The sequence below is a fragment of the Polaromonas sp. P1_F1 genome, from assembly GCF_056405795.1.
This window is the reverse complement of sequence record NZ_JBFUBJ010000001.1, coordinates 650,634-671,500: the sequence shown is the minus strand read 5'-3', so window position 1 is coordinate 671,500 and position 20,867 is coordinate 650,634. Positions and strand designations below refer to the sequence as shown.

Annotated in this window: 17 protein-coding genes; 14 read left to right on the top strand and 3 right to left on the bottom strand. The window is 62.8% G+C overall.

Annotation, left to right across the window (positions count from 1 at the left end; all coding sequences use genetic code 11):
• Nucleotides 1–145: 145 nt before the first annotated feature.
• Nucleotides 146–1,792, bottom strand: coding sequence for an MBL fold metallo-hydrolase (locus tag AC1DZE_RS03255; RefSeq protein ID WP_477672916.1), 1,647 nt, complete (start codon nucleotides 1,790–1,792; stop codon nucleotides 146–148).
• A 183-nt stretch (nucleotides 1,793–1,975) separates the two neighbouring features.
• Between AC1DZE_RS03255 and dapF the strand changes: the two genes are divergently transcribed.
• The 3 genes from dapF to AC1DZE_RS03240 all read left to right on the top strand — a co-directional run bounded on the left by dapF (nucleotide 1,976) and on the right by AC1DZE_RS03240 (nucleotide 4,947).
• Nucleotides 1,976–2,863: a diaminopimelate epimerase gene (dapF, locus tag AC1DZE_RS03250; protein WP_477668414.1), complete on the top strand. Its 888-nt coding sequence runs from the start codon at nucleotides 1,976–1,978 to the stop codon at nucleotides 2,861–2,863.
• A 308-nt stretch (nucleotides 2,864–3,171) separates the two neighbouring features.
• Nucleotides 3,172–3,867: a DUF484 family protein gene (locus AC1DZE_RS03245; RefSeq protein WP_457281114.1), complete on the top strand. Its 696-nt coding sequence runs from the start codon at nucleotides 3,172–3,174 to the stop codon at nucleotides 3,865–3,867.
• 24 nt (nucleotides 3,868–3,891) lie between these two features.
• The gene (locus tag AC1DZE_RS03240; protein WP_477668413.1) at nucleotides 3,892–4,947 is read left to right on the top strand and encodes a tyrosine recombinase XerC; all 1,056 of its coding nucleotides are present in this window, start codon (nucleotides 3,892–3,894) and stop codon (nucleotides 4,945–4,947) included.
• 31 nt (nucleotides 4,948–4,978) lie between these two features.
• Here AC1DZE_RS03240 and AC1DZE_RS03235 read toward each other — a convergent pair whose 3' ends face one another.
• The gene (locus AC1DZE_RS03235; RefSeq protein ID WP_477699768.1) at nucleotides 4,979–6,814 is read right to left on the bottom strand and encodes a sensor domain-containing diguanylate cyclase; all 1,836 of its coding nucleotides are present in this window, start codon (nucleotides 6,812–6,814) and stop codon (nucleotides 4,979–4,981) included.
• A 132-nt stretch (nucleotides 6,815–6,946) separates the two neighbouring features.
• Here AC1DZE_RS03235 and AC1DZE_RS03230 point away from each other — a divergent pair, with 132 nt between their 5' ends.
• Both AC1DZE_RS03230 and AC1DZE_RS03225 read left to right on the top strand, forming a co-directional pair.
• Complete coding sequence (locus AC1DZE_RS03230; RefSeq protein ID WP_477672959.1) at nucleotides 6,947–8,137, top strand: class I SAM-dependent rRNA methyltransferase; 1,191 nt, start codon at nucleotides 6,947–6,949, stop codon at nucleotides 8,135–8,137.
• Nucleotides 8,138–8,404: 267 nt separating this feature from the next.
• On the top strand, nucleotides 8,405–9,475 hold the full coding sequence (locus tag AC1DZE_RS03225; RefSeq protein WP_477672960.1) for a CobW family GTP-binding protein: 1,071 nt from the start codon (nucleotides 8,405–8,407) through the stop codon (nucleotides 9,473–9,475).
• A gap of 169 nt (nucleotides 9,476–9,644) precedes the next feature.
• Here the strand turns inward: AC1DZE_RS03225 and AC1DZE_RS03220 are convergent, their stop codons facing one another.
• Entirely contained in the window at nucleotides 9,645–10,190 is a 546-nt protein-coding gene (locus tag AC1DZE_RS03220) for a hypothetical protein (RefSeq protein WP_477698439.1), read from the bottom strand.
• Here AC1DZE_RS03220 and dksA point away from each other — a divergent pair.
• The 9 genes from dksA to mraY all read left to right on the top strand — a co-directional run bounded on the left by dksA (nucleotide 10,093) and on the right by mraY (nucleotide 20,863).
• The gene (dksA, locus tag AC1DZE_RS03215; protein ID WP_477698438.1) at nucleotides 10,093–10,866 is read left to right on the top strand and encodes an RNA polymerase-binding protein DksA; all 774 of its coding nucleotides are present in this window, start codon (nucleotides 10,093–10,095) and stop codon (nucleotides 10,864–10,866) included. The genes AC1DZE_RS03220 and dksA overlap by 98 nt on opposite strands.
• 39 nt (nucleotides 10,867–10,905) lie before the next feature.
• On the top strand, nucleotides 10,906–12,753 hold the full coding sequence (locus AC1DZE_RS03210) for an STAS domain-containing protein (protein WP_477672961.1): 1,848 nt from the start codon (nucleotides 10,906–10,908) through the stop codon (nucleotides 12,751–12,753).
• Between the two features lie 491 nt (nucleotides 12,754–13,244).
• The gene (mraZ, locus tag AC1DZE_RS03205; RefSeq protein ID WP_477668921.1) at nucleotides 13,245–13,673 is read left to right on the top strand and encodes a division/cell wall cluster transcriptional repressor MraZ; all 429 of its coding nucleotides are present in this window, start codon (nucleotides 13,245–13,247) and stop codon (nucleotides 13,671–13,673) included.
• Nucleotides 13,674–13,682: 9 nt separating this feature from the next.
• Entirely contained in the window at nucleotides 13,683–14,600 is a 918-nt protein-coding gene (gene rsmH / locus AC1DZE_RS03200; protein WP_477668407.1) for a 16S rRNA (cytosine(1402)-N(4))-methyltransferase RsmH, read from the top strand.
• A 160-nt stretch (nucleotides 14,601–14,760) separates the two neighbouring features.
• Nucleotides 14,761–15,069: a cell division protein FtsL gene (ftsL, locus tag AC1DZE_RS03195; RefSeq protein ID WP_477668920.1), complete on the top strand. Its 309-nt coding sequence runs from the start codon at nucleotides 14,761–14,763 to the stop codon at nucleotides 15,067–15,069.
• Nucleotides 15,066–16,799: a peptidoglycan D,D-transpeptidase FtsI family protein gene (locus AC1DZE_RS03190; RefSeq protein ID WP_477668406.1), complete on the top strand. Its 1,734-nt coding sequence runs from the start codon at nucleotides 15,066–15,068 to the stop codon at nucleotides 16,797–16,799. Before ftsL ends, AC1DZE_RS03190 begins: the two co-directional genes overlap by 4 nt.
• A gap of 2 nt (nucleotides 16,800–16,801) precedes the next feature.
• Nucleotides 16,802–18,289 carry a UDP-N-acetylmuramoyl-L-alanyl-D-glutamate--2,6-diaminopimelate ligase gene (locus AC1DZE_RS03185; protein ID WP_477668405.1) on the top strand — a complete coding sequence of 496 codons (1,488 nt, stop codon included), beginning with the start codon at nucleotides 16,802–16,804 and terminating at the stop codon, nucleotides 18,287–18,289.
• Entirely contained in the window at nucleotides 18,286–19,695 is a 1,410-nt protein-coding gene (locus AC1DZE_RS03180) for a UDP-N-acetylmuramoyl-tripeptide--D-alanyl-D-alanine ligase (RefSeq protein ID WP_477668404.1), read from the top strand. Before AC1DZE_RS03185 ends, AC1DZE_RS03180 begins: the two co-directional genes overlap by 4 nt.
• On the top strand, nucleotides 19,685–20,863 hold the full coding sequence (gene mraY / locus AC1DZE_RS03175) for a phospho-N-acetylmuramoyl-pentapeptide-transferase (RefSeq protein WP_477673511.1): 1,179 nt from the start codon (nucleotides 19,685–19,687) through the stop codon (nucleotides 20,861–20,863). Before AC1DZE_RS03180 ends, mraY begins: the two co-directional genes overlap by 11 nt.
• Nucleotides 20,864–20,867 lie beyond the last annotated feature (4 nt).

The following is a 20,867-nucleotide window of genomic DNA, read 5'->3' as shown; positions in this document are numbered from 1 at the left end:
AGCCTTGGTGACTGTTCATGGCCTTAACGCCGGTATATACCCTTACGTACGGTCCAAGGTTTAGCAACTTTCACGCCACAGTAGTGCGGGTACTCGGTGGTGGCTTGCAAATCAATAGCGATGTCCAACGCCTGTTCAGAAAGTGCTAAAGGACAAGGCCCAGCTCACGCACGCGGTCCACGTGCGCCAGCAGCGAGCGTTTGGCCACTGGCCAGATACGCGGGTCCACATCGTCGTAGGCGCCTGCGACCCAGTCGTCGATCGTGCCTTCCGGGTGGGCCTGCATCACGCGCATGATCTTGGCTTCGCGTTGCAGGCGATGCGCCTTGAGCCGGGCAATCGCATTCTTTGCGTCCGCCAGTACGTAGCCATGCGCCGGGGCAATGAACCCGATCTGGTGTTCGTCGCAGGCCGCGCTCAGCGCATCCAGGGAATCCAGGTAGGCACTCATGTCGCCGTCGGGCGGGTCAATGACCGTGGTGCTGCCGTTGAGGATGTGGTCGCCGCTGAACAGCAGGCCGTCTTCCACCAGCACCAGGCACACATGGTTGGCGGCATGGCCGGGCGTGTGCAGCACCTTCAGGGTATGGGTGATTTCGCCTTCCGGCCCTTTGCTGGTGAGCGCAAGCAGCTCCTGATTTGATAGCGGCCGATCCGGCGAGAAGGCGCTGGCGGCGCGCGCGGTGGGTGCCGAAGGCAGGCCCAGAATCGGCGGTGCAACGCTGCACATGGCCTGCAGCGGTTTGGCGCCGGGTGAATGGTCGGGGTGCGAGTGGGTGCACACAATCATGCGGATGTCGCCGCCGGCCGCCCGCCAGAGGCGCTGCAGGTGCTCGTGATCAGCCGGGCCAGGGTCGATGGCGATGTAGCCGCTGCCAGGGTCGCCGACCAGGTAGCTGTTGGTGCCCGGTCCGGTCATCACGCCGGGGTTGGGCGCCGTCAGGCGCATCACGTTGTGGAGCAGCGCCACAGGCTGTGATGTCTGCCAGTCGAGTGCGTGCACGATCTGCCCGTCCGGGCAGGTCAGCGCCAGCTCACCATAGGGCGCTTCGTGTTCCATGTAGCGCGCCTCCCTGCCGGCCAGCAGCCCGGCACGCGGGCAGGAGGTCCAGAGCGGGACTTCGGACGCGCAGGCCGCCAGCACCGAAGCGACGTCGGGGTAGTGCTGCAGCCTTTCCAGTGTGCGTATGGTGGGGAAGATGATGAAAAATCCTCCCGCCGCGTGCCGCGCCAGCGCCTCGGCCGGCAGCACCCAGACCGGCTCAAACTGCTCTGCCTCGTCGGCCACCGGGCTCTGGCCCTCGGGCATGCGCGCGACCAGGAAGGGCACGTCAAAACGCCGCGGCAGGTCGCGGTCTGTGACCCAGTGCGCCAGCACAAACACCTCGTCGCCCGCCAGCGTGAGGCCGCGCTCGCAGCATTGCGCGGCAAAGGGCGCCTTGCGGTCCAGCGAAGCGATGTCGGCCGTCGTCGCATGGCTGCCATCCGCGTGGCGCGCCAGCAGCACGCCGAGTTCTTCAAAGCTTTCGCGGATGGCCGCGATGGCCTGGGTCAGATGCAGATCGCTTTGCGTGGCCCGCCGGGTGGACTGTGCATGCGCCGCGGCATCCGCCGCGTCGATGCCGCCGCCGGGAAAGACATAGGCCCCCGGGGCGAAACTGGCGCTCGTGGATCGCCGCGTCATCAGGACTTCGACGCCGTGCGGGGTGTCGCGCAGCAACAGCACGGTGGCCGCCGGGCGTACAGGCGCGGGTTCGCGCGAAGGATGGAGCAGTTGGGAAGGACGTGGCATCTGCAAATTATGGCTTCGGGGCTGCGCGGGCGTTGACGGCGGGTTTTGGCGTATTTTTCTGCCCTGCAAAACCGTGGCAAACCATGCGTATCGCCCCGAATTCCTTCAAAACAACGGCCGGTGGATGCGAAATGGCCGATTCACCTCTTTAAGTGCCGCCTTCGCACCGCAGATAATTCCCCCATGCGAATCCGATTCACCAAAATGCAGGGCGCGGGCAATGACTTTGTCATGCTCGACGAAACCCGCGCCCCGCTGGGCCTCTCCACCGCGCAATACCGCTTCCTGGCCGATCGCCACTTCGGCGTGGGCGCCGACCAGATTCTCTCGGTGCGGCCGCCGCCCAAGGATGCTGGCGAAGGCATCGACTTCGAGTACGTGATCCACAACGCCGACGGCGGCGAAGTTGAGCAGTGCGGCAACGGCGCGCGCTGCTTTGTGCGCTTTGTGCGCGAGCAGGGGCTGACGACAAAGGACGTCGTGAGGGTCAAGACCCTGAGCGGCATCATCGAGCCGCGCATGCAGGCTGACGGGCGTGTCACGGTCGACATGGGCGCGCCGGTGTTTGATCCGGTGCGAATTCCTTTTGACACGTCGGGCCTCACGCCTGTGACCCAAGGTTCATGGCAAAAATGGCCGCTGGCCCTTGATGGGTCAGCGCAAGCAGCTCCTCTTTTGATAGCGGCGTTGTCGATGGGCAACCCGCATGCGGTGCAACTGGTGGACGACGTGGACGCTGCGCCGGTGTTGCAAACCGGCCCGCTGATTGAAAACCACGTGCGCTTTCCGCGTCGTGTGAACGCTGGCTTCATGCAGGTGGTTTCGCGCAGCCAGATCCGCCTGCGGGTCTTTGAGCGCGGCGCGGGCGAGACGCTGGCCTGCGGCACGGGCGCCTGCGCGGCGGTGGTGGCGGGCATACGCTGGGGCCTGCTGGATGCGCGGGTGGACGTGATGACGCGGGGCGGCCAGCTCACCATCGAATGGCCGGGCCAGCTGGATGCACCCGTCATGATGACCGGGCCGGCTACGACGGTGTTTAAGTCCGAAATCGAAATCCCGGACGGGATCTAAGTTCACCCCCTTCCAGGGGCGGCGCCTGGGGCCGGCAAAGCCGGACCCTCGGCCCCCGCTGGTGGAATGCCTCGTTAGTTACGCCCGTCGGCCTCTTCAAGCCAGGGGTGCCGTGGAACCGGCTTTGCCGGGCCGCAGGCACCGTCCCCTGCAAGGGGAAAAGGGCTACACGCAGTGAGCCCGATAGGGGTGTGCTATTTTTCGGCTTTGCCGGGCCGCAGGCGGGCGGCCCCCTCGGGGGGCAGGAAGTTACACGAAGTGAACGACCGTGGGGGCCCATTTCCGGCTCATTTCCCTACAATGCCCGGATGAATCCAACCGAACACCCCATCACCGAAGACGACATCGCCAACTTCCTGGCCAACACGCCCGACTTCTTCGAGCGCCACGCCGAACTGCTGGCTTCGGTGCAACTGTCCAGCGGACACGGCAACCGTGCCGTCAGCCTGCAGGAACGCCAGGCGCTCATGCTGCGAGAAAAGATCAAGGGTCTGGAAACGCGGATGGTCGACATGATCCGCCACGGGCAGGACAACGTGGCCATTGCCGACAAGATGCAGCGCTGGACACGCAAGCTGCTGCAGGCGACGCAGGCGCGCGACCTGCCGGGCGCCATTGTCGAAGGCATCACCGGCGAATTCCTGATCCCACAGGCCGCCATCAAGGTCTGGGATGTGAACGGGATTTTTTCGGATGAGAGTTTTGCGACCGATGTGAGCGAGGACGCCAAAACCTTTGCCTCTTCATTGAGCGCACCTTACTGCGGCGTCAATTCGGGCTTCGAAGCGGTCAACTGGCTGCCCGAGCCCGCGGTGGCCTTGTCGATCGCGCTGATACCGCTGCGCGCCGCAGCGGGCGCGGAGGTCTCGGGCCTGCTTGTGCTGGCTTCACCCGACCCGGAACGTTTTCACAGCGGTATGGGCACGGATTTCCTGGAGCGCCTGGGCGAACTGGCCGGCGCGGCGCTGACGCGGCTGCGGCCCCAGCCGGTCACTGCCGAATAGGCACCGGGGCCATGCACCACGGCCATGATGCAAACGCCGCCTTCGACCTCTGAATTCGGCGGCGGGCAGCCAGTGTTGCCGCCGTCCGATCCGCTGGTCGAGCGTTACCTGGAACATGTGCGTGTGGAAAAGCGCCTGGCCCAGCGCACCGTGGAGCTCTACGCGCTCGACCTGCAAAAGCTCGAAGCCAATGCACACCAGGCCAGGGTGGCGCTGGTGGCGGTGCAAAACGTGCACATGCGGCGCTGGGTGGCGCAAATGCATGGTGCGGGGCGCAGCGGCCGAGGCATTGCGCTCATCCTTTCAGGCTGGCGCGGCTTTTACACCTGGCTGGGCCGCGAAGGCCTGATCAGCGGCAACCCCGTGCAGGACGTGCGGGCGCCCAAAGCCGCCAAGCCCTTGCCCAAAGCCCTGAGTGTGGACGAAGCCGTGCAGCTCGCGGGCTACCAGGCCGACGCTTCGGATGGCGACCCGCAGCTGGAGCTGCGCGACCAATGCATCACCGAACTGCTGTATGGCTGCGGGCTGCGTATCGGCGAGCTGGTGGGGCTGGATGTGAAGGCCAGTGCGCAGGCGCGCGGCTGGATCGACACGGATGCAGCCGAAGCTTATGTGCTGGGCAAGGGGTCCAAAAGGCGCAGCGTGCCGGTCGGTCGGGCTGCGCTGCAATCACTGCAGCAGTGGCTTGCCGCCCGGGCCAGCTGGGCGCGTGAAGACCATGCGCTTTTTATCAACCAGCGCGGCACCCGACTGACGCCACAGCACATCCGGGTGCGGCTGAAGCAGCGCTCGCTGAAGGCGGGGCTGGCAACGCCGGTGCACCCGCACATGCTGCGTCACTCTTTTGCCAGCCATGTGCTGCAGTCGAGCGGTGATTTGCGTGCGGTCCAGGAGTTACTGGGCCATGCAAACATCACGACCACGCAGGTCTACACCCGGCTGGATTTCCAGCACCTGGCCAAGGTGTATGACGCGGCGCACCCGCGGGCCCTGTCGAAAGCCGGAAAGGCCGGCGCGGGCGCGCCGGCATCACCAGGAAGCCTGGCGAAGGCGGACAAAGACGCTAAAGACAAAGCCTGAGCCTGGCACCAGCACTGGTGCCAGGCGGTGCTCAGGCTGGACTGGGACGGTCGCGCCTTGCCGGCCGTGCCGGCGGCACGTCCCCGAGCATGAACACCGCCCGCTTGCTGTCGGCCGGGGCGGCTGCCAGGCGCTCTTCAAGCTGGGTCAGCAGGGCCTGGGCATTCGAGCCCTGGTAGGGCACCAGGGCGTACGCGACATGCACCTGTGCGACGCAGTCCACGTGCAGGCCTTTGTAGGGCATGAGGCAGCGCGCCACGATGCGCGGCCCGAGCGTGCCGGCGTCCTCGGCATTGAAGGGGCCTTCGACCAGCATGCCGAAGCGCCGCTCCGACAGCCGCGCTGCGCTGTCGATCTCGCGTGCGGTGGACAAAAGGCGTTCGGCCACATGCAGCGGCAATTCTTCGGCGGCCTTGCGCCCGAAATCGCGCTGGATCTGCTCGGAGTTGACCAGGTCGATGATCATCACCGCGCTTTGGTGGCGCAGCCGTTCGGAACGCGCAATCATGCGGATCAGGCGCTCGGCAAACACGTGGCCGTTGATGAGACCCGTGGCCGGATCCACCCGGTCCAGGCCCTGGATGCGGCGGATGTTTTCGCGCCGGTGCTGGCTGCGCAGCATCAATACCAGCATGGCGATGGGCAGATGCAGCGCCACACCCAGTTGCATGCCGTGCTGCGTCAGAAAGCCGATGGGCACCAGCTCGGCATTGCGGGCCATGGTCCATCCAGCGGCGGCCAGCACCGGCACATACGCCAGCATCAGCCAGGGCGCAAACCGGTCGCCGCGGCGCCAGGCCCAACCCATGACCAGCACGCTGCTGAATTCCAGCAGCAGCACGATGGGGATGAACAGGCCCATGCGCGATGCAGATGGAACCAGCGCCAGCACCACAGCCGCCAGCACGCCCAGCGCGGCCTGGCCCGCCATCAGCCAGTGCAGGCGCAATGAGCGTTCGGGCAGGGCCACCACCGCGGAAATGAACAGCAGGGTGGCCGACACCGCCAGCATGGGCAGCACGGATGTCGAAATGTCGTTCCACCCCGGCCACGCCGGCCACAGGTGCAGCCCCGCGATGCCGGTGACGGTCGCCTGCGTCAGGCCCATCAGGGTCACGCAGAGGGCGTAGTAACCGTACGCGGTGTCGCGCAGTGAAATAGCGCCCAGCGCCGAGATCAGCGCCGCCAGCCCCGTCAGCCCGAAGAAGATGCCCAGGATCAGGGAAACACGCTGCTCTGAGTGGCTCAGGTGCCCCTCGCTGATGAACTGCAGCGGCGCGCTGAACGCATGGCCGTTCTCCAGGCGTAAAAGGTAATGGGTGGGTACCTCGGCCGACAGCGCGATGGGCAGCAGGGGATGGCGGTGCGGCACCGGCCATTTGTCTACCGCCACCAGGTCGCCGGCACGCTGCTCGTTCCAGCGGCCGATACCGTCCAGGGTATACAGCGAAGCCCGGTCGATGGACGGGTAGGGAACCTCAAGGTACCAGCGCTCTGCGTCGGGCGCCGGTGGCACGTTAAAGCGCACCCACATGGCCTGGCCGCTGGTCACCGGGTAGATCGCATTGCCGTGTGTCGGCTTCCAGGGGATGTCGGGGGTCGCGGCAACCTGCTCGGGGGTGAACTGGCCGGTTGTGTCTATCCAGTAGTCGCCCCAGTCCTGCAGTGCGACAGGTTCTGTCTGGGTGTCCAGGTCCAGTATGGTGCGCGATCGTGCATCCAGGCTGGTCAGCGCCAGCAGCGAGCCCATGAACAGGCTGATAACCAGCCCCAGCAATAGGGTGCGGACGGGTGCGGGCGTGCGCATGGCCGGGCTTGCCAGCGGCCCGTGTTTCTTCCATTGCCGCGAAAATGAGGTCAAAAACATTAACCTGCGATTGTCGCAAAACTTTCACGAAAATTACACCGAGCTGTCAAACCGCTGTCGGCCGGCTCATTTGTCAGGGTGGACACTCCGTGCCCAAGAGGGGGTGACGCTATCAGCCGCGACAATAGCGGCATGAAAATAATTCGACTGCGGGACGGCAAGGAGCGCTCATTGCTGCGGCGCCATCCCTGGATTTTTGACGGCGCCATTGCCAAGGGGGGCGGTGACGCGGGCGAGACCGTGCGGGTTGAAAGCCACGCCGGCGAATTTTTGGGCTGGGCCGCTTTCAGCCCGGCCTCCAGGATCCGGGCCCGGGTCTGGAGCTTTGACGAAGCCCAACGCATCGACGCGGCCTTCTTTTCAGCGCGCATCGCCCAGGCCCTGAAAGCACGGGAGCTGTTTGACATCCAGAGCGACGGGCGGCGGCTCATTCACGGCGAATCCGACGGCCTGCCGGGCCTGGTGGTGGACCGCTATGCGGACACGCTGGTGGCGCAGTTTTCCAGCTGCGGCGCAGAAAAATGGAAAAGTGTGATTGTCGAAGCCCTGCTTGCCCAGACCGGCCTGACGCGCCTGTACGAACGCTCCGACGCCAGTTCACGTGCCCTGGAAGGCCTGCCCGAAGTGACCGGCTGGCTGGCCGGCTCGGGCGAAACCGGCATCACCATCACCGAACACGACTGGAAGCTCAGCCTGGACGTGGCCGAAGGCCATAAGACCGGCTTTTACCTGGACCAGCGCGACAGCCGGCAGAAGTTTGCCGCCTACACGCGTCGTTTACAGTTCGGCCAGGTGCTCAACTGCTATTGCTATACCGGCGGCTTCACTGTGGCCGCGCTGGCCGGCGGCGCCGGGCACGTCACGTCGATTGATTCGTCCGGCCCGGCGATCGAGCGGGCCCGGGCCAATGTGGCGCTGAACGGCTTTGACGCCAGCCGCACCACTTTGCTGGATGCCGACGTCAACGCCTCGCTGCGCCAGTACCAGAAGGAAGGCCGGATGTTCGACGCCATCGTGCTGGACCCGCCCAAATTCGCGCCCACGGTGACGCATGCCGAGCGTGCCGCCCGTGCCTACAAGGACATTAACCGGCTGGCGTTGTCGATTCTGGCGCCCGGCGGCGTGCTGTTTACCTATTCCTGCTCGGGCGGGGTCAGCGCCGACCTGTTCCACAAAATCGTGGCCTCGGCCGGTATCGATGCGGGGGTGGACGCTTTCATCTCCGAGCGCATGGGCGGCGCACCCGACCATCCTATGACAGTAGCCTTCCCGGAAGGCGAATACCTGAAGGGCCTGGTGCTGGTGAAGCGGGTGGGCGGCTGATTTTTATATAAATAGTGGTTGCAGGTTAATAAAGACGGGCGCAAGCAGCTATTAAAAATATAGCGAATACAGGAAGGAAATTACCGGCCTGCGCTGTTTTTGGGGACCCTGCGCTTGACACGACCTGTAAAGTAACTGCTGGCCAAGGTGGTATTCACCGGGGCTGCGCGACGGGCTTGAACCCGCCGCTAAACTCCCCCACCTGTGTGGCTGCGACCTGCTTCGCCCTTCGCGCTACCCCTGCAATTCCTGTTTTTAGGTAACACCATGAGCTTGATTCCCGTCACCATCCTCACCGGCTTCCTGGGCTCCGGCAAAACCACGTTGCTCAAGCGCGTGCTGACCGAGGCGCACGGCCAGAAAATCGCTGTTATCGAGAACGAGTTTGGTGAAGAAAACATCGACAACGAAATCCTGGTCAATGACACCGAAGAAAACATCATCCAGATGAACAACGGCTGCATCTGCTGCTCGATCCGCGAAGACCTGCGCGAAACACTGCAGTTGCTGGCCGCCAAAAAGCGCAAGGGCCTGCTCGACTTTGAGCGCGTGGTCATTGAAACCACCGGGCTGGCCGACCCGGGGCCGGTGGCGCAGACGTTTTTCATGGACGAAGAAATTGCCGAGCAGTACCTGCTCGATTCGATCCTGACCCTGGTCGACGCCAAACATGCCGCGACCCAGCTCAACGACCGCCAGGAGGCGCGCCGCCAGGTCGGGTTTGCCGACCAGATATTCATCAGCAAAACGGACCTGGTGGCCAAGGACGAAGTTGACGCGCTGATGCACCGCCTGAAGCACATGAACCCGCGTGCGCCCCAGAAGGCGGTGCATTTCGGTGAAGTCGCCATCAAGGATGTGTTCGACCTGCGCGGATTCAACCTCAATGCCAAGCTGGACATCGACCCCGATTTCCTCAAGGAAGACGACCATGCTGGGCATGACCACGATCATGACCATGGGGAGCACTGCGATCACCCTTCACATGCGCACGACGCCAAGGACGGGCATGAGGGCCATGGCCACCATCACCACCACGACGATGACGTCAAGAGCTTTGTGTTCCGGTCGGACAAGGCTTTCAGCCCCGCCAAGCTGGAGGATTTCCTGGGCGCGGTCGTCAACATTTACGGCCCGCGCATGCTGCGCTACAAGGGCGTGTTGAATATGGAAGGCACCGACCGCAAGGTGATTTTCCAGGGGGTGCACCAGCTCATGGGCAGCGACCTTGGACCCGCCTGGGCCGAGGGTGAGAAGAAAAACAGCAAGATGGTCTTTATCGGCATCGATTTGCCCAAAGATATTTTTCTGCAGGGCCTGGAGCAATGCCTGGTTTGAGGTAGGCTGTCCGCCTGTGGCCTGTAAAAGGCGGAGGGCTTCATGTTTGTCTCGATTCTCCAACGATTTGTTCCAAGGGTGCTACGGCAGGCTGCGCAGCCGCTACAATCGCGCGCCGACCAAAATACCCGGAAAATCAATTCGGGAGGCCAGCCAGGCACAAAATCGGCTACAAAGCGGATTGAAACCCACCCAGGTGAGGTTTTCGAGGCTGGCAGGCGGCAGACAAACCAGGAAATCTGGCAACAGGTAGGGTTGAACTGCGTTGCAGCGGTTTGGCCAGGAAGCCGCCGCGGGGGGCCATGGGCCATTCCGGGGCTGCTTCCCAGAGGAGACACATTGTGAAAGCCCAAGCAAAAAAGACCAAGACACCTGCCAAACCGGCCGTCAAGCCTGCATCGAAAGCCAAGCCGGCGCCAAAGCCCGCCGCCAAAGCTGTAAAGAAAGCGGTCAAACCTGTTGCCAAAGCCAAGCCGGCACCCAAACCCGTTGCCAAAAAAGCCGCCAAGCCGGCTGTCAAGGCTGCTTCCACGAAAAAGCCTGCCACCGCAGCTGTCAAGAAAACCGCTGCCAAGCCCTTGCCCAAAGCAAAGGCCGTCGCCAAACCCGTCAAGCCCGTGCTCAAATCTCCCCCAAAACCTGCGGCAAAGCCTGTTGCAAAATCAGCTGCCAAGCCCGTTGCAAAACCGGCCGTAAAACCTGCAAGCAGCACCAAGCCGGTCCCCGCCGCCGTGGTGGTACCCGCCCCGGCACCGGTCAGGGCCGGGCTGATGGCCCCGCCTCCACTGAAACCCGGCAGGCGCAGCTCCGCCCGTGTAGCCACCCAGTCACCCCCTCCCGCACCCATGGTGCCAACCCATGCGCCTGACGCAGCCAAAGCCAGTTACTCCACAATGACCGAACGCGTGATCGCGCCGCCACCCCAGGCGGCGGCCAAAAAAGACCCCAAGCTCGCCAACAACTGGAAGACCAAATCCGCCGAGCAGCTGACCGACGACGAAGTCAAGGCGATGCCGGACTCCGAGTACATGAACGAAAAGCAGCTGGCTTTCTTTCGCCACAAGCTGTCGGTGCTCAAGCAGGACATCCACAACAGCGCCGGCGAAACCACCGAGCATCTGCGGGAAGACACCGTTGTGGTGCCCGACCCGGCGGACCGCGCTACGATTGAAGAAGAACATGCCCTTGAATTGCGCACCCGTGACCGGGAACGCAAGCTGCTCAAGAAGATCGAACAGTCGATTGCCCGCATCGACTCCGGCGACTACGGTTATTGCGATGAAACCGGCGAACCCATCGGCGTAGGCCGGCTGATCGCCCGCCCCACGGCCAATTTGTCCCTGGAAGCGCAGCAACGCCGGGAACTCAAACAGAAGATGTTCGGCGATTGACCCCAGATTACCGGTTGAAGTTTATTTAATCGTCCTGCCATGTCCAAAGAAGATACCGCTTCAGGCTTGCTCTCCAAGATGGTGAAGTTCGTCCGGAATCCGGCCACGAACTGGTCCGATCTGGACGGCGCGCAAACAGACCGCGACGAAGCCATGAGCAAGCAATTGCTCAAGGAAATGATTGAGCGCAAGCGGCAAAACGACTTCGTGCGCAAGCGCGAATTCGACATGCTGCGCAAGATGCGCAAGCGTGAAGCCATGGTAGGTGTGGGCCAGGACCCAGGCGGCCGGCCTTCGTTCTTCCAGAGCAGCATGCCGTCCAAGCCCGACGACAGGGCCACCACGCTCAAGAAGATCGACGAGATCGAAGCGCAGATGTCCATGCAGTGGTGGAAAACCAAGAATGGCGGCATGCCGGACAACTCGGTGCACGCGCCCTTGCATAGCCCATCGACGCAGGCGCCCCCCATGCTGGACAATGCCTTGCCCACTGCATACAGGGCCACGGCGCCGGCAGGTTTGCAGCAGCTGAACGCAGCCAGGTTGGCCGCCGAGCAGCAGGCGGCCCGGGAAGCCGCTCACGAGCCCTCCCAGACCCAGCCCGATTCCCTGTCTGTTGCGCTGGCTGCAGCCCGGTCTACGCCGCCTCCCCAGCCTCCTGCCAAACCTCCCGCCATTGGCGGCCTGGCGGGTATCGGCGGCAGTTACGACAGCGGCGGCGGTTCATCCGGTTTTTCTCCTTCCAAGCTCACTGCGGTGGACGTGGAGGAAGTGGTTGCCCATGACGCAGAGCTGGAGGAGGCCGCTATCCGGTTTGCCAATGGCGACGATGCAGGTGCCGAAGCCGGCCTGCTGGAGATTCTTGCCCCCGGTGCCGTACGCGCGGGCCACCCGGATACCTGGCTGACCTTGTTTGACCTGTACCGGGCCACGGCCCAACAGGACAAGTTTGAAACGGCAGCCATCCAGTTTGTCGAGCGGTTTGACCGTTCGGCACCGCAGTGGTTCTCCATGCCTGACATGGTGAAAATGCTCAGCGTGCCGGCGGCGGGCAAGGCTGCCACCAATGCCAATGGTCCCGCTGTTGATTGGGTCTGTCCCTCTGTGCTGGGTATACAGACCGTGGCAGCCCTCAAGGCTGCCACCGCCAAGGCGCCCATGCCATGGCGCCTGAACTGGAACAATCTCAAAACCATCGATCCTGATGCTGTCGAGCCTTTGTACAAGGTCTTCAGCGGGTGGGCGACTCAGCCCGTTCAGCTGCGTTTCATGGGTGATACCCAGTTGCAGAAGGTACTGCAGAACGCCACCCCTTCGGGCAGCCGCGACACCGCCCAGCAATGGTGGCTTTTGCGTATGGAGGCGCTGCGTGTAACGCATCGGCCCGACGACTTCGAATTGGCCGCACTCGACTTCTGCGTTACCTACGAGGTCTCCCCGCCAGCCTGGGACAGTGCACGTTGCGAATACAAGCCGATCGATGCGCAGGGCGATGTCACGAGTGGGCAGGCCATCATTGGCGACGTGTACCGTGATTCCGTGTCCTCCAGTCTCAGCGCTATTGATGGAGACACCCAGATGGATGCACCGAGTTCGCAGATGAGCAATGTGCTGTCGGTCGAACTGTCGGGCCAGATCCAGGGTGATGCGATAGCAGTGCTGGACAAGCTGGAAGTCAAGCTGATGGGTGCGGACATGATGCTGATCTCCTGTGCCAAGCTCATTCGCGTGGATTTTTCGGCTGCGGGAACGCTGCTGAACTGGGTCTCAGCCCGCGAAGAGGAAAACCGCTCAGTGCAATTCACGGAAGTCAACCGCCTCGTTGCAGCGTTCTTCAATGTGATCGGCATCACTGAGCACGCAAGGGTCACAGTCCGCATCGACTAACCTTTGCGGCCTTTCTACTGGCCGATTTGGGTAGTGTTGTCATGCCATTCGCCGTCTAGTCGGGATTGGCCCGCCAGGTCTTCCGGCGCCCTGTGCTTTCTGCACCTTCCCCCTCAAAAAAGCACGCCATTCCTGCGACTGCGCTCATCTTGTTGTGCGGCGGCCGTTATCTGCTATATTTTTCATAGCTATGCCATGCTTGCACTGTCCAAAAACAGGTCGCTGAGCGTTTGAATGGATGGAAATAGTCCCTCTTTTTTCCATTTTGGCGGGCGCCCAGTTGCTGGCGCTTAAAGCAATACTTTCATTGCATCGGCTAAGTGCTTAATTTAGAACACTTTTTAATATAAGCCCTGGATCCGAAGATACTCCTAAGTCCTTGATTTCATTGAAAAAATTTGTTTCAAATCCCTTGTTTGCAAATGGTTTCCTGCTAAAGTGGGGAAAAGTGCAATTTAGTGGTGAAAAGTGTTTTTCAAGGGTTTGTAGCAGTGTTTCAAGGCGCTTCATCGTTAGTTCTCGATACCAAGGGTAGGCTCTCCGTGCCTACCAGGCATCGTGACGTGCTGAGTGCCACCGCTTCCGGCCAACTCACCATCACCAAACATCCGCACGGTTGTCTCATGATTTTTCCCCGCAACGAATGGGAAAAATTCCGTGACCGCATTGCTTCGTTGCCGATGCAGGCGCAGTGGTGGAAGCGCATCTTCCTTGGCAACGCAATGGACGTCGACATGGACGCCACCGGCCGTGTGCTGGTGTCGCCCGAATTGCGCGCGGCTGCCGGCATCAGCAAAGACACGGTGCTGCTGGGCATGGGTGGTTATTTTGAGCTTTGGGACGCCGCCACCTACGCAGCCCAGGAGGCCGAGCAAATGAAGGGCGAGATGCCCGATGTCTTCAAAGACTTCTCGTTCTGAAAGAAGACGGTGAACGGCACATGGACACACCGCACCGTCTTGTTGAACGAAGCCATAGCGGCGCTTCTTGTCAACCCGGACGGCCACTACGTCGACGCGACCTTCGGGCGCGGCGGGCATTCGCGGTTGTTGCTGTCGCAGCTCTCACCCCAAGGACGGCTTACCGCCTTCGACAAGGATCTCGACGCCATTGCCGACGCGCACACCATCACCGACTCGCGATTTTCCATCCGTCACGAGGGCTTCATGCATTTGGGTCAGTTGCCCGTCGCCAGTGCGGCCGGCGTGCTGATGGATCTGGGTGTGAGTTCACCCCAGATCGACAACCCGGTGCGCGGTTTTTCTTTTCGGCAAGAGGGGCCTTTGGACATGCGCATGGACACCACGCGTGGCCAGAGCGTGGCCGAGTGGCTGGTGGATGCATCCATAGAAACCATGGCGGAGGTGATTCGTGAATATGGCGAAGAACGGTTTGCTCAACAGATTGCAAAGGCGATTGATCGTCGCCGACAGGAACGGGGCCCTCTTCGAACCACCGCTGAGCTGGCCGAAGTCGTGGCTGGCGCGGTCAAAACCCGCGAGCCGGGCAAGGACCCTGCAACGCGCACATTTCAGGCTCTTCGGATTTTCATCAACGCCGAGCTTGAAGAGCTGCAACAGGCGCTAGCTGCGTCGCTGAAAGTTCTCCAACCGGGAGGCCGTCTGGTGGTGATCAGTTTTCATTCGCTCGAAGACCGCATCGTCAAGCAGTTCATCGCCGCACATTCGCGCGAGGTTTTCGACCGTCGCGCGCCTTTCGCCGAACCCAAGGCCATGCAGCTCAAGGCGCTTGGCCGCACCAAGCCCAGCGCAGAAGAGGTCGAAGGCAATCCGCGCTCGCGCAGCGCCGTGATGCGCGTCGCCGAACGCACGGGGGTGGCGGCATGAACCCCGTAGTACGCGAAGCGACAAACGTGAGGGGCCTACAAAGGGCGACAGGCATTTCATGCCAGCCGGGGCCGCGGAACCGGCTTTGCCGGGCCGCAGGCGCAGCGGCCCCTTCGAGGGGCAGCGCAGTACGCGAAGCGACAAGCGTGGGGGCTATCTCATGGCCAGGCTGAACCTCGTGTTGCTTCTCGCCGTGTTGACCAGCGCGCTTTACCTCGTGCGCACCCAGTACGAGTCGCGACGTCTCTATGTCGAGCTGGAAAAAGCGACGGCCGAAGCCCGCAAAATCGAAATGGACAACGAGCGTTTGCAGGTGGAAAAGCGCGCCCAGGCGACGCCGCTGAAGGTCGAGAAGCTTGCGAAGGACAAGCTGCAGATGCGCACGGTGACACCTGCCATCACGCAATATGTGAGCTACAAGGACGCTCCGGTAACGGCGGCTTCGGCACCGGAAGGGCCCAGGCCATGAGTCGCAGCGTGCTTTATTCGTCCAGCCCCCTGCTGGCCAGCAAGACTCCCGTCTGGCGCAGCAAATTCATCGTGGCTGGTATCGCGTTGGCTTTTGCCGGGCTAGCGGGCCGTGCGGCCTATATCCAGATTTTTGGCAATGAATTTTTCCAGCGCCAGGGTGAGGTGCGCTTTGCCCGCACACTGGAGTTGCCCGCCAACCGCGGCCGCATCCTGGACCGCAATGGGCTGATCCTCGCATCCAGCGTACCGGCATCCAGCATCTGGGCCATTCCCGAAGACGTCGAAGCCAGCAAGTCGCAACTGGCCGAGCTGGCCGTGCTGCTGGAAATGCCGTTGGTCGAGCTCAACAGGAAGCTGGGCGAAGAGGACAAGACCTTTGTCTGGCTCAAGCGTCAGGTCGACGAGCCGGTGGCAAAAAAAATCCATGCCATGGGCATCAAGGGCATCTACCAGCGCAAGGAATACAAGCGTCAATATCCCGAGGGCGAAACCGTGGCCCACGTGGTGGGCTTCACCAACGTTGAGGATCGCGGCCAGGAGGGCATTGAGCTGGCCTTCAACAAGGACCTGGCCGGCAAGGCCGGTTCGCGCCGCGTGATCAAGGACCGCCTGGGCCGTGTCGTCGAGGATGTCGGCGAACAGATGCCGCCCGTCGAAGGCAAGGACATCCAGCTGAGCATAGACAGCAAGGTGCAGTTCTTCGCCTACCAGAAGCTGCGCGACGCGGTCATTGCGCGCAAAGCCCGGGCCGGCAGCGTCGTGGTGCTGGACTCCACCACCGGCGAGGTACTGGCACTGGCGAACTATCCCAGCTACGTGCCCGACAGGCGGAAAAATCTGACCGGCGAGCAGTTGCGCAATCGGGCCCTCACGGATACCTTCGAGCCGGGTTCCACGATGAAGCCGATCACGGTGGCCATGGCGCTGGAGGCCGGTCGCATCAAGCCGCAAACCGTCATCGAAACCGGACCCGGCCGTTACAGCATCGGCGGCTTCACCATCAGTGACACCCACAACTACGGCACGCTGACAGTGGAAGGCGTCATCCAGAAATCCAGCAACGTCGGCGCGCTGAAGATCGCACAAAAGATGAGTCCGCAGGAAATGTGGGAGACCTACATGGCTCTGGGTTATGGGCAAAAGCCGCAGATCCAGTTCCCAGGCGCGGTCACCGGACGTGTGCGACCCTGGAAGACCTGGCGCCCTGTCGAGCAGGCGACCATGGCCTATGGTTACGGGCTGTCGGCTTCGCTGTTCCAGATGGCGCACTCCTACACTGCGTTCGCACATGACGGCCAGATCATTCCCGTCACCATGCTCAGGAGCAGTGAGCCCGCGGTAGGCGTACAGGTCTTTTCCGCAGCGAACGCGCACGCCGTCCGCCGGATGCTGCAAATGGCCGCCGCACCCGGGGGTACTGGTCCGTTGGCGCAAACGGTGGGTTATTCGGTAGGCGGCAAATCGGGAACGGCGCACAAGCAGGTTGGAAAAGGTTATGCCACCAACAAGTACCGGGCCTGGTTCACCGGCATGGCCCCCATTGAAGCGCCCCGCATCGTCGTCGGTGTGATGATCGACGAGCCCAGCGATGGCAACTACTTCGGCGGCGTGGCCGCCGCGCCTGTGTTCAGTGAGGTGGTGCAGCAGACCCTGCGCATGATGGGCGTGCAGCCCGACATGAGCGTCAAGCCGCAAATCACCACGCAGGCCGTGGAGGAGTCGTTTTGAGCATGCAACTCCACACCCCTGAACAAGCCGCCGGCTGGTTGCGCGAACGCGTGAGCGGCAGCCTGTGCACGGACAGCCGCAGACTGACCCCGGGCGACGGCTTTATCGCATGGCCCGGCACCGCGACCGATGGGCGCAAGTTCGTGGGCAGCGCGTTGAATGCGGGCGCCACTGCCTGTCTGGTCGAACAGGAAGGCGCGGCCGCCTTCGGTTTCCAGGACGAAAAGATCGCCGAATACGCCGGTCTCAAGGCTGCGACCGGGCCTATCGCCGCCGTCTACTTCGACCAACCGAGCCGGCAGTTGCGGGTTTCCGCTGTGACCGGCACCAACGGCAAGACCTCCACCGCCTGGTGGCTGGCGCAGGCTCTGGGCCGGCTGGGTCACAAATGCGGCGTCATTGGCACGCTGGGCATAGGTGAGCCTGGTGCCATGGTTTCCAACGGCCTGACGACGCCCGACCCGGTGCTGCTGCAACAGGAACTTCGGCGCTTCGCCGACCAGGGCTTTGTCGCCTGTGCGCTGGAGGCCTCCTCCATCGGCGTGGTCGAACACCGCCTGGACGCGACCGTCATTGAGGTCGCAATTTTTACCAATTTCACGCAGGACCACCTCGACTACCACACTTCCATGCAAGCCTACTGGGAGGCCAAGGCCGCGCTGTTCGGCTGGCCGGGCCTGAAGGCGGCGGTCATCAATATCGACGATGCCAAGGGTGCAGAACTGAAGGAGTCGCTCGCGGGGAGCGGCCTGGACCTCTGGACGGTGTCCTGTGCGGAGCCGGCGCGTTTGCAGGCGCGCAAGCTCGAGCACGGCACTGATGCCTTGAGCTTTGAGGTGACGGAGGGTGCCGAAAGCCATACGCTGGCTGCCCGACTGGTGGGCCAGTACAACGTGTCCAACCTGCTCGGTGTACTCGCGGCCCTGCGCGCCATGGGTGTGCCGCTGGCCGATGCGGTCAAGGCCTGTGCCGGCCTGCTACCCGTGCCCGGCCGCACCGAGACGTTGGCCATGCCCGGTCGGCCGCTGGTGGTGATCGATTACGCCCACACGCCCGACGCACTTGAAAAGGTATTGCTCGCGCTGCGACCGGCAGCGGCACACCGCAATGGTCAGCTCTGGTGCGTGTTCGGTTGCGGTGGGGACCGCGACACCACCAAGCGACCGCTAATGGCAGCCGTAGCCGAAAAAAATGCCGACCAGGTGGTGGTGACCAGCGACAATCCGCGCAGCGAAAATCCGCTGGCCATCATCTGCCAGGTGCTGCTGGGCCTGAGCCATCGCGATGCCGTGCATGTGCAGGCCGACCGCGCAGCTGCCATCACGCACGCCCTTAGCCTCGCCGGCTCCGACGACGTGGTGCTGCTGGCCGGCAAGGGCCACGAAAGTTTTCAGGAAGTGGGCGGTGTAAAGCTCCCTTTCTCCGACCGCGAGCATGCGCAGGCGGCGCTCGATGCCTTGGCTTCGCCCAAGCAGGAGGGCCGGCCATGATGCGCCTGCAGCAAGCCCTGGGCTGGTTACCCGCCGCTCGCCTCGTGGGTGACGGCGGCGTGCAGGCTTTGCGGGTCAACACCGACACGCGCAGCCTGCAGGAAGGCGACCTCTTTGTGGCGCTCAAGGGCGAGCGGTTCGACGCCCACGATTTCCTCGCACAAGCCAAAGCGCAGGGCGCAGTCGCGGCCATTGCCCATCATGGCCTGGCACAAGCCGGCCTGCCGGGACTGGAGGTGTCCGACACGCGCCTGGCGCTGGGTCAATTGGCCGCCGGTTGGCGCTCGCAGTTCCGCCTCCCGCTGGTGGCGGTGACGGGCAGCAACGGGAAAACCACCGTCACGCAAATGATCGCGACCATCTTGCGCGCCTGGAAGGCCGATAAGGCCTTCGCGACCGAAGGCAATCTCAATAATGACATCGGCGTGCCGCTCACGCTGCTGCGACTGTCGGCCGCGCATGAAGTGGGTGTGGTCGAACTCGGCATGAACCACCCCGGCGAGATCGCCTACCTGGCCGAACTCACCAAGCCCACCGTCGCGTTGGTCAATAACGCACAGCGTGAGCATCTCGAATTCATGGCCACGGTGGAAGCGGTGGCGCGCGAAAACGGCTCGGTGTTCGCGTCGCTGGATGCGGGCGGCACGGCGGTCTTTCCGGCCGACGACGACTACACCTCGCTGTGGCGTGAACTGGTCGGCACGCGCAAGGCACTGACCTTCGCGCTCTCGGGCGCCGCCGACATCACAGGCACCGCGCAATGGGAGGGCGGCTGCTGGAAGGTGGTGGCTACGACCCCGGCGGGCAACACCGATTTCTCTCTGCACATCGCCGGCCGGCACAACGTCAAGAACGCCTTGGCTGCCGCGGCCTGCGCGCTGGCGGCGGGCGTTCCCCTGGCATCCATCTCCGTGGGCCTCACGGCTTTTGTGCCGGTCAAGGGCCGTTCCCGTGCCATCGCCGTCGCCCTGCCAGGCCGGGTGTTGACGCTGGTCGACGACAGCTACAACGCCAATCCCGACTCCATGCGCGCCGCGCTGGAGGTCCTCGCCGAACTGCCCGGCCCGCGCCTGATGGTGATGGGTGACATGGGCGAGGTCGGCAACCAGGGGCCGCAGTTCCACGATGAAGCCGGGCGCCATGCGCGCGCGCTGGGCATTGAAAAATTGTTCACATTGGGCGAGCAGTCAAAGCAGGCCGCGGCCGGTTTTGGCGGCGCGCAGATTTTTGGCGGCATGGACGAACTCGCCGCCGCCGTGCTGGCCGAGCTGCCCCACACCGGCAGCATGCTGGTCAAGGGTTCGCGCTTCATGAAGATGGAACGTGTGGTCCAGGCCATCACGGCCAATGCGCAAGATCAAACACAACATCAACAACATCAGAAGGAAGAGCCCCATGCTGCTTAGTCTGGCCCAGTGGCTCCAGTCAATCTCCCCCGAATTCGGGTCTTTCAGGGTGTTCCAGTACCTGACGTTCCGTGCAGTCATGGCCGCGCTCACAGCACTGCTGATCGGTCTGCTGGCTGGCCCCTTTGTGATCCGGCGGCTGATCTCGCTGAAGATCGGGCAGCCGATCCGGGAATACGCAATGCAGACCCATTTGAGCAAGAGCGGCACGCCCACCATGGGCGGTGTGCTGATTCTGCTGTCCATCGGAATTTCCACGTTGCTGTGGTTCGATTTGTCCAACCGTTTCGTCTGGATCGTCCTCATCGTCACGTTGGGCTTTGGCGCCATAGGCTGGGCAGACGACTGGCGCAAGGTCGTACTCAAGGACCCGGAAGGCATGCGCTCGCGCGAGAAATTCCTCTGGCAGTCCATTATCGGCCTGGTGGCAGCGCTCTACCTGGTGTTCAGCATTTCTGAAAGCTCCAACATGAGGGTGCTGGAGTTGTTCTTCAGCTGGGTGCAGTCGGGCTTTGACGTGAACCTGCCGCCCAAGGCCGGGTTGCTCGTGCCTTTTGTCAAGGAAATCAGCTACCCGCTGGGTGTGTTCGGGTTTGTGATCCTGACCTACCTCGTGATCGTGGGTTCCAGCAATGCCGTCAATTTCACCGACGGGCTGGACGGCCTCGCCATCATGCCCGTGGTCATGGTGGGCTCCGCGCTGGGTGTATTCGCCTACGTGACCGGCAGCTCGGTCTATTCCAAATACCTTTTCTTTCCGCACATTCCGGGTTCCGGCGAACTGCTCATTTTCTGTTCTGCCATGGCAGGCGCCGGCCTGGCGTTTCTCTGGTTCAACACGCACCCGGCCCAGGTCTTCATGGGCGACGTGGGCGCGCTGGCGCTGGGTGCCGCGCTGGGCACCATCGCGGTCATCGTGCGCCAGGAAATCGTGCTGGCCATCATGGGCGGCATCTTTGTCGTCGAAGCCCTCTCCGTGATGATGCAGGTGACCTGGTTCAAGTACACCAAGAAACGCTACGGCGAAGGCCGCCGCATCCTCAAGATGGCGCCGCTCCACCATCACTTTGAAAAGAGCGGCTGGAAAGAAACGCAGGTGGTTGTGCGTTTCTGGATCATCACCATGCTGCTGTGCCTCATCGGCCTTTCCACCTTGAAGCTTAGGTAAACGG

Excerpts from the sequence above, each read along its gene's own strand:
- AC1DZE_RS03255 (WP_477672916.1), bottom strand. The coding sequence starts at position 1,792 with ATGCCACGTCCTTCCCAACTGCTCCATCCTTCGCGCGAACCCGCGCCT.
- dapF (WP_477668414.1), top strand. The coding sequence starts at position 1,976 with ATGCGAATCCGATTCACCAAAATGCAGGGCGCGGGCAATGACTTTGTC.
- AC1DZE_RS03245 (WP_457281114.1), top strand. The coding sequence starts at position 3,172 with ATGAATCCAACCGAACACCCCATCACCGAAGACGACATCGCCAACTTC.
- AC1DZE_RS03240 (WP_477668413.1), top strand. The coding sequence starts at position 3,892 with ATGATGCAAACGCCGCCTTCGACCTCTGAATTCGGCGGCGGGCAGCCA.
- AC1DZE_RS03235 (WP_477699768.1), bottom strand. The coding sequence starts at position 6,814 with ATGTTTTTGACCTCATTTTCGCGGCAATGGAAGAAACACGGGCCGCTG.
- AC1DZE_RS03230 (WP_477672959.1), top strand. The coding sequence starts at position 6,947 with ATGAAAATAATTCGACTGCGGGACGGCAAGGAGCGCTCATTGCTGCGG.
- AC1DZE_RS03225 (WP_477672960.1), top strand. The coding sequence starts at position 8,405 with ATGAGCTTGATTCCCGTCACCATCCTCACCGGCTTCCTGGGCTCCGGC.
- AC1DZE_RS03210 (WP_477672961.1), top strand. The coding sequence starts at position 10,906 with ATGTCCAAAGAAGATACCGCTTCAGGCTTGCTCTCCAAGATGGTGAAG.
- ftsL (WP_477668920.1), top strand. The coding sequence starts at position 14,761 with ATGGCCAGGCTGAACCTCGTGTTGCTTCTCGCCGTGTTGACCAGCGCG.
- AC1DZE_RS03190 (WP_477668406.1), top strand. The coding sequence starts at position 15,066 with ATGAGTCGCAGCGTGCTTTATTCGTCCAGCCCCCTGCTGGCCAGCAAG.
- AC1DZE_RS03185 (WP_477668405.1), top strand. The coding sequence starts at position 16,802 with ATGCAACTCCACACCCCTGAACAAGCCGCCGGCTGGTTGCGCGAACGC.
- AC1DZE_RS03180 (WP_477668404.1), top strand. The coding sequence starts at position 18,286 with ATGATGCGCCTGCAGCAAGCCCTGGGCTGGTTACCCGCCGCTCGCCTC.
- mraY (WP_477673511.1), top strand. The coding sequence starts at position 19,685 with ATGCTGCTTAGTCTGGCCCAGTGGCTCCAGTCAATCTCCCCCGAATTC.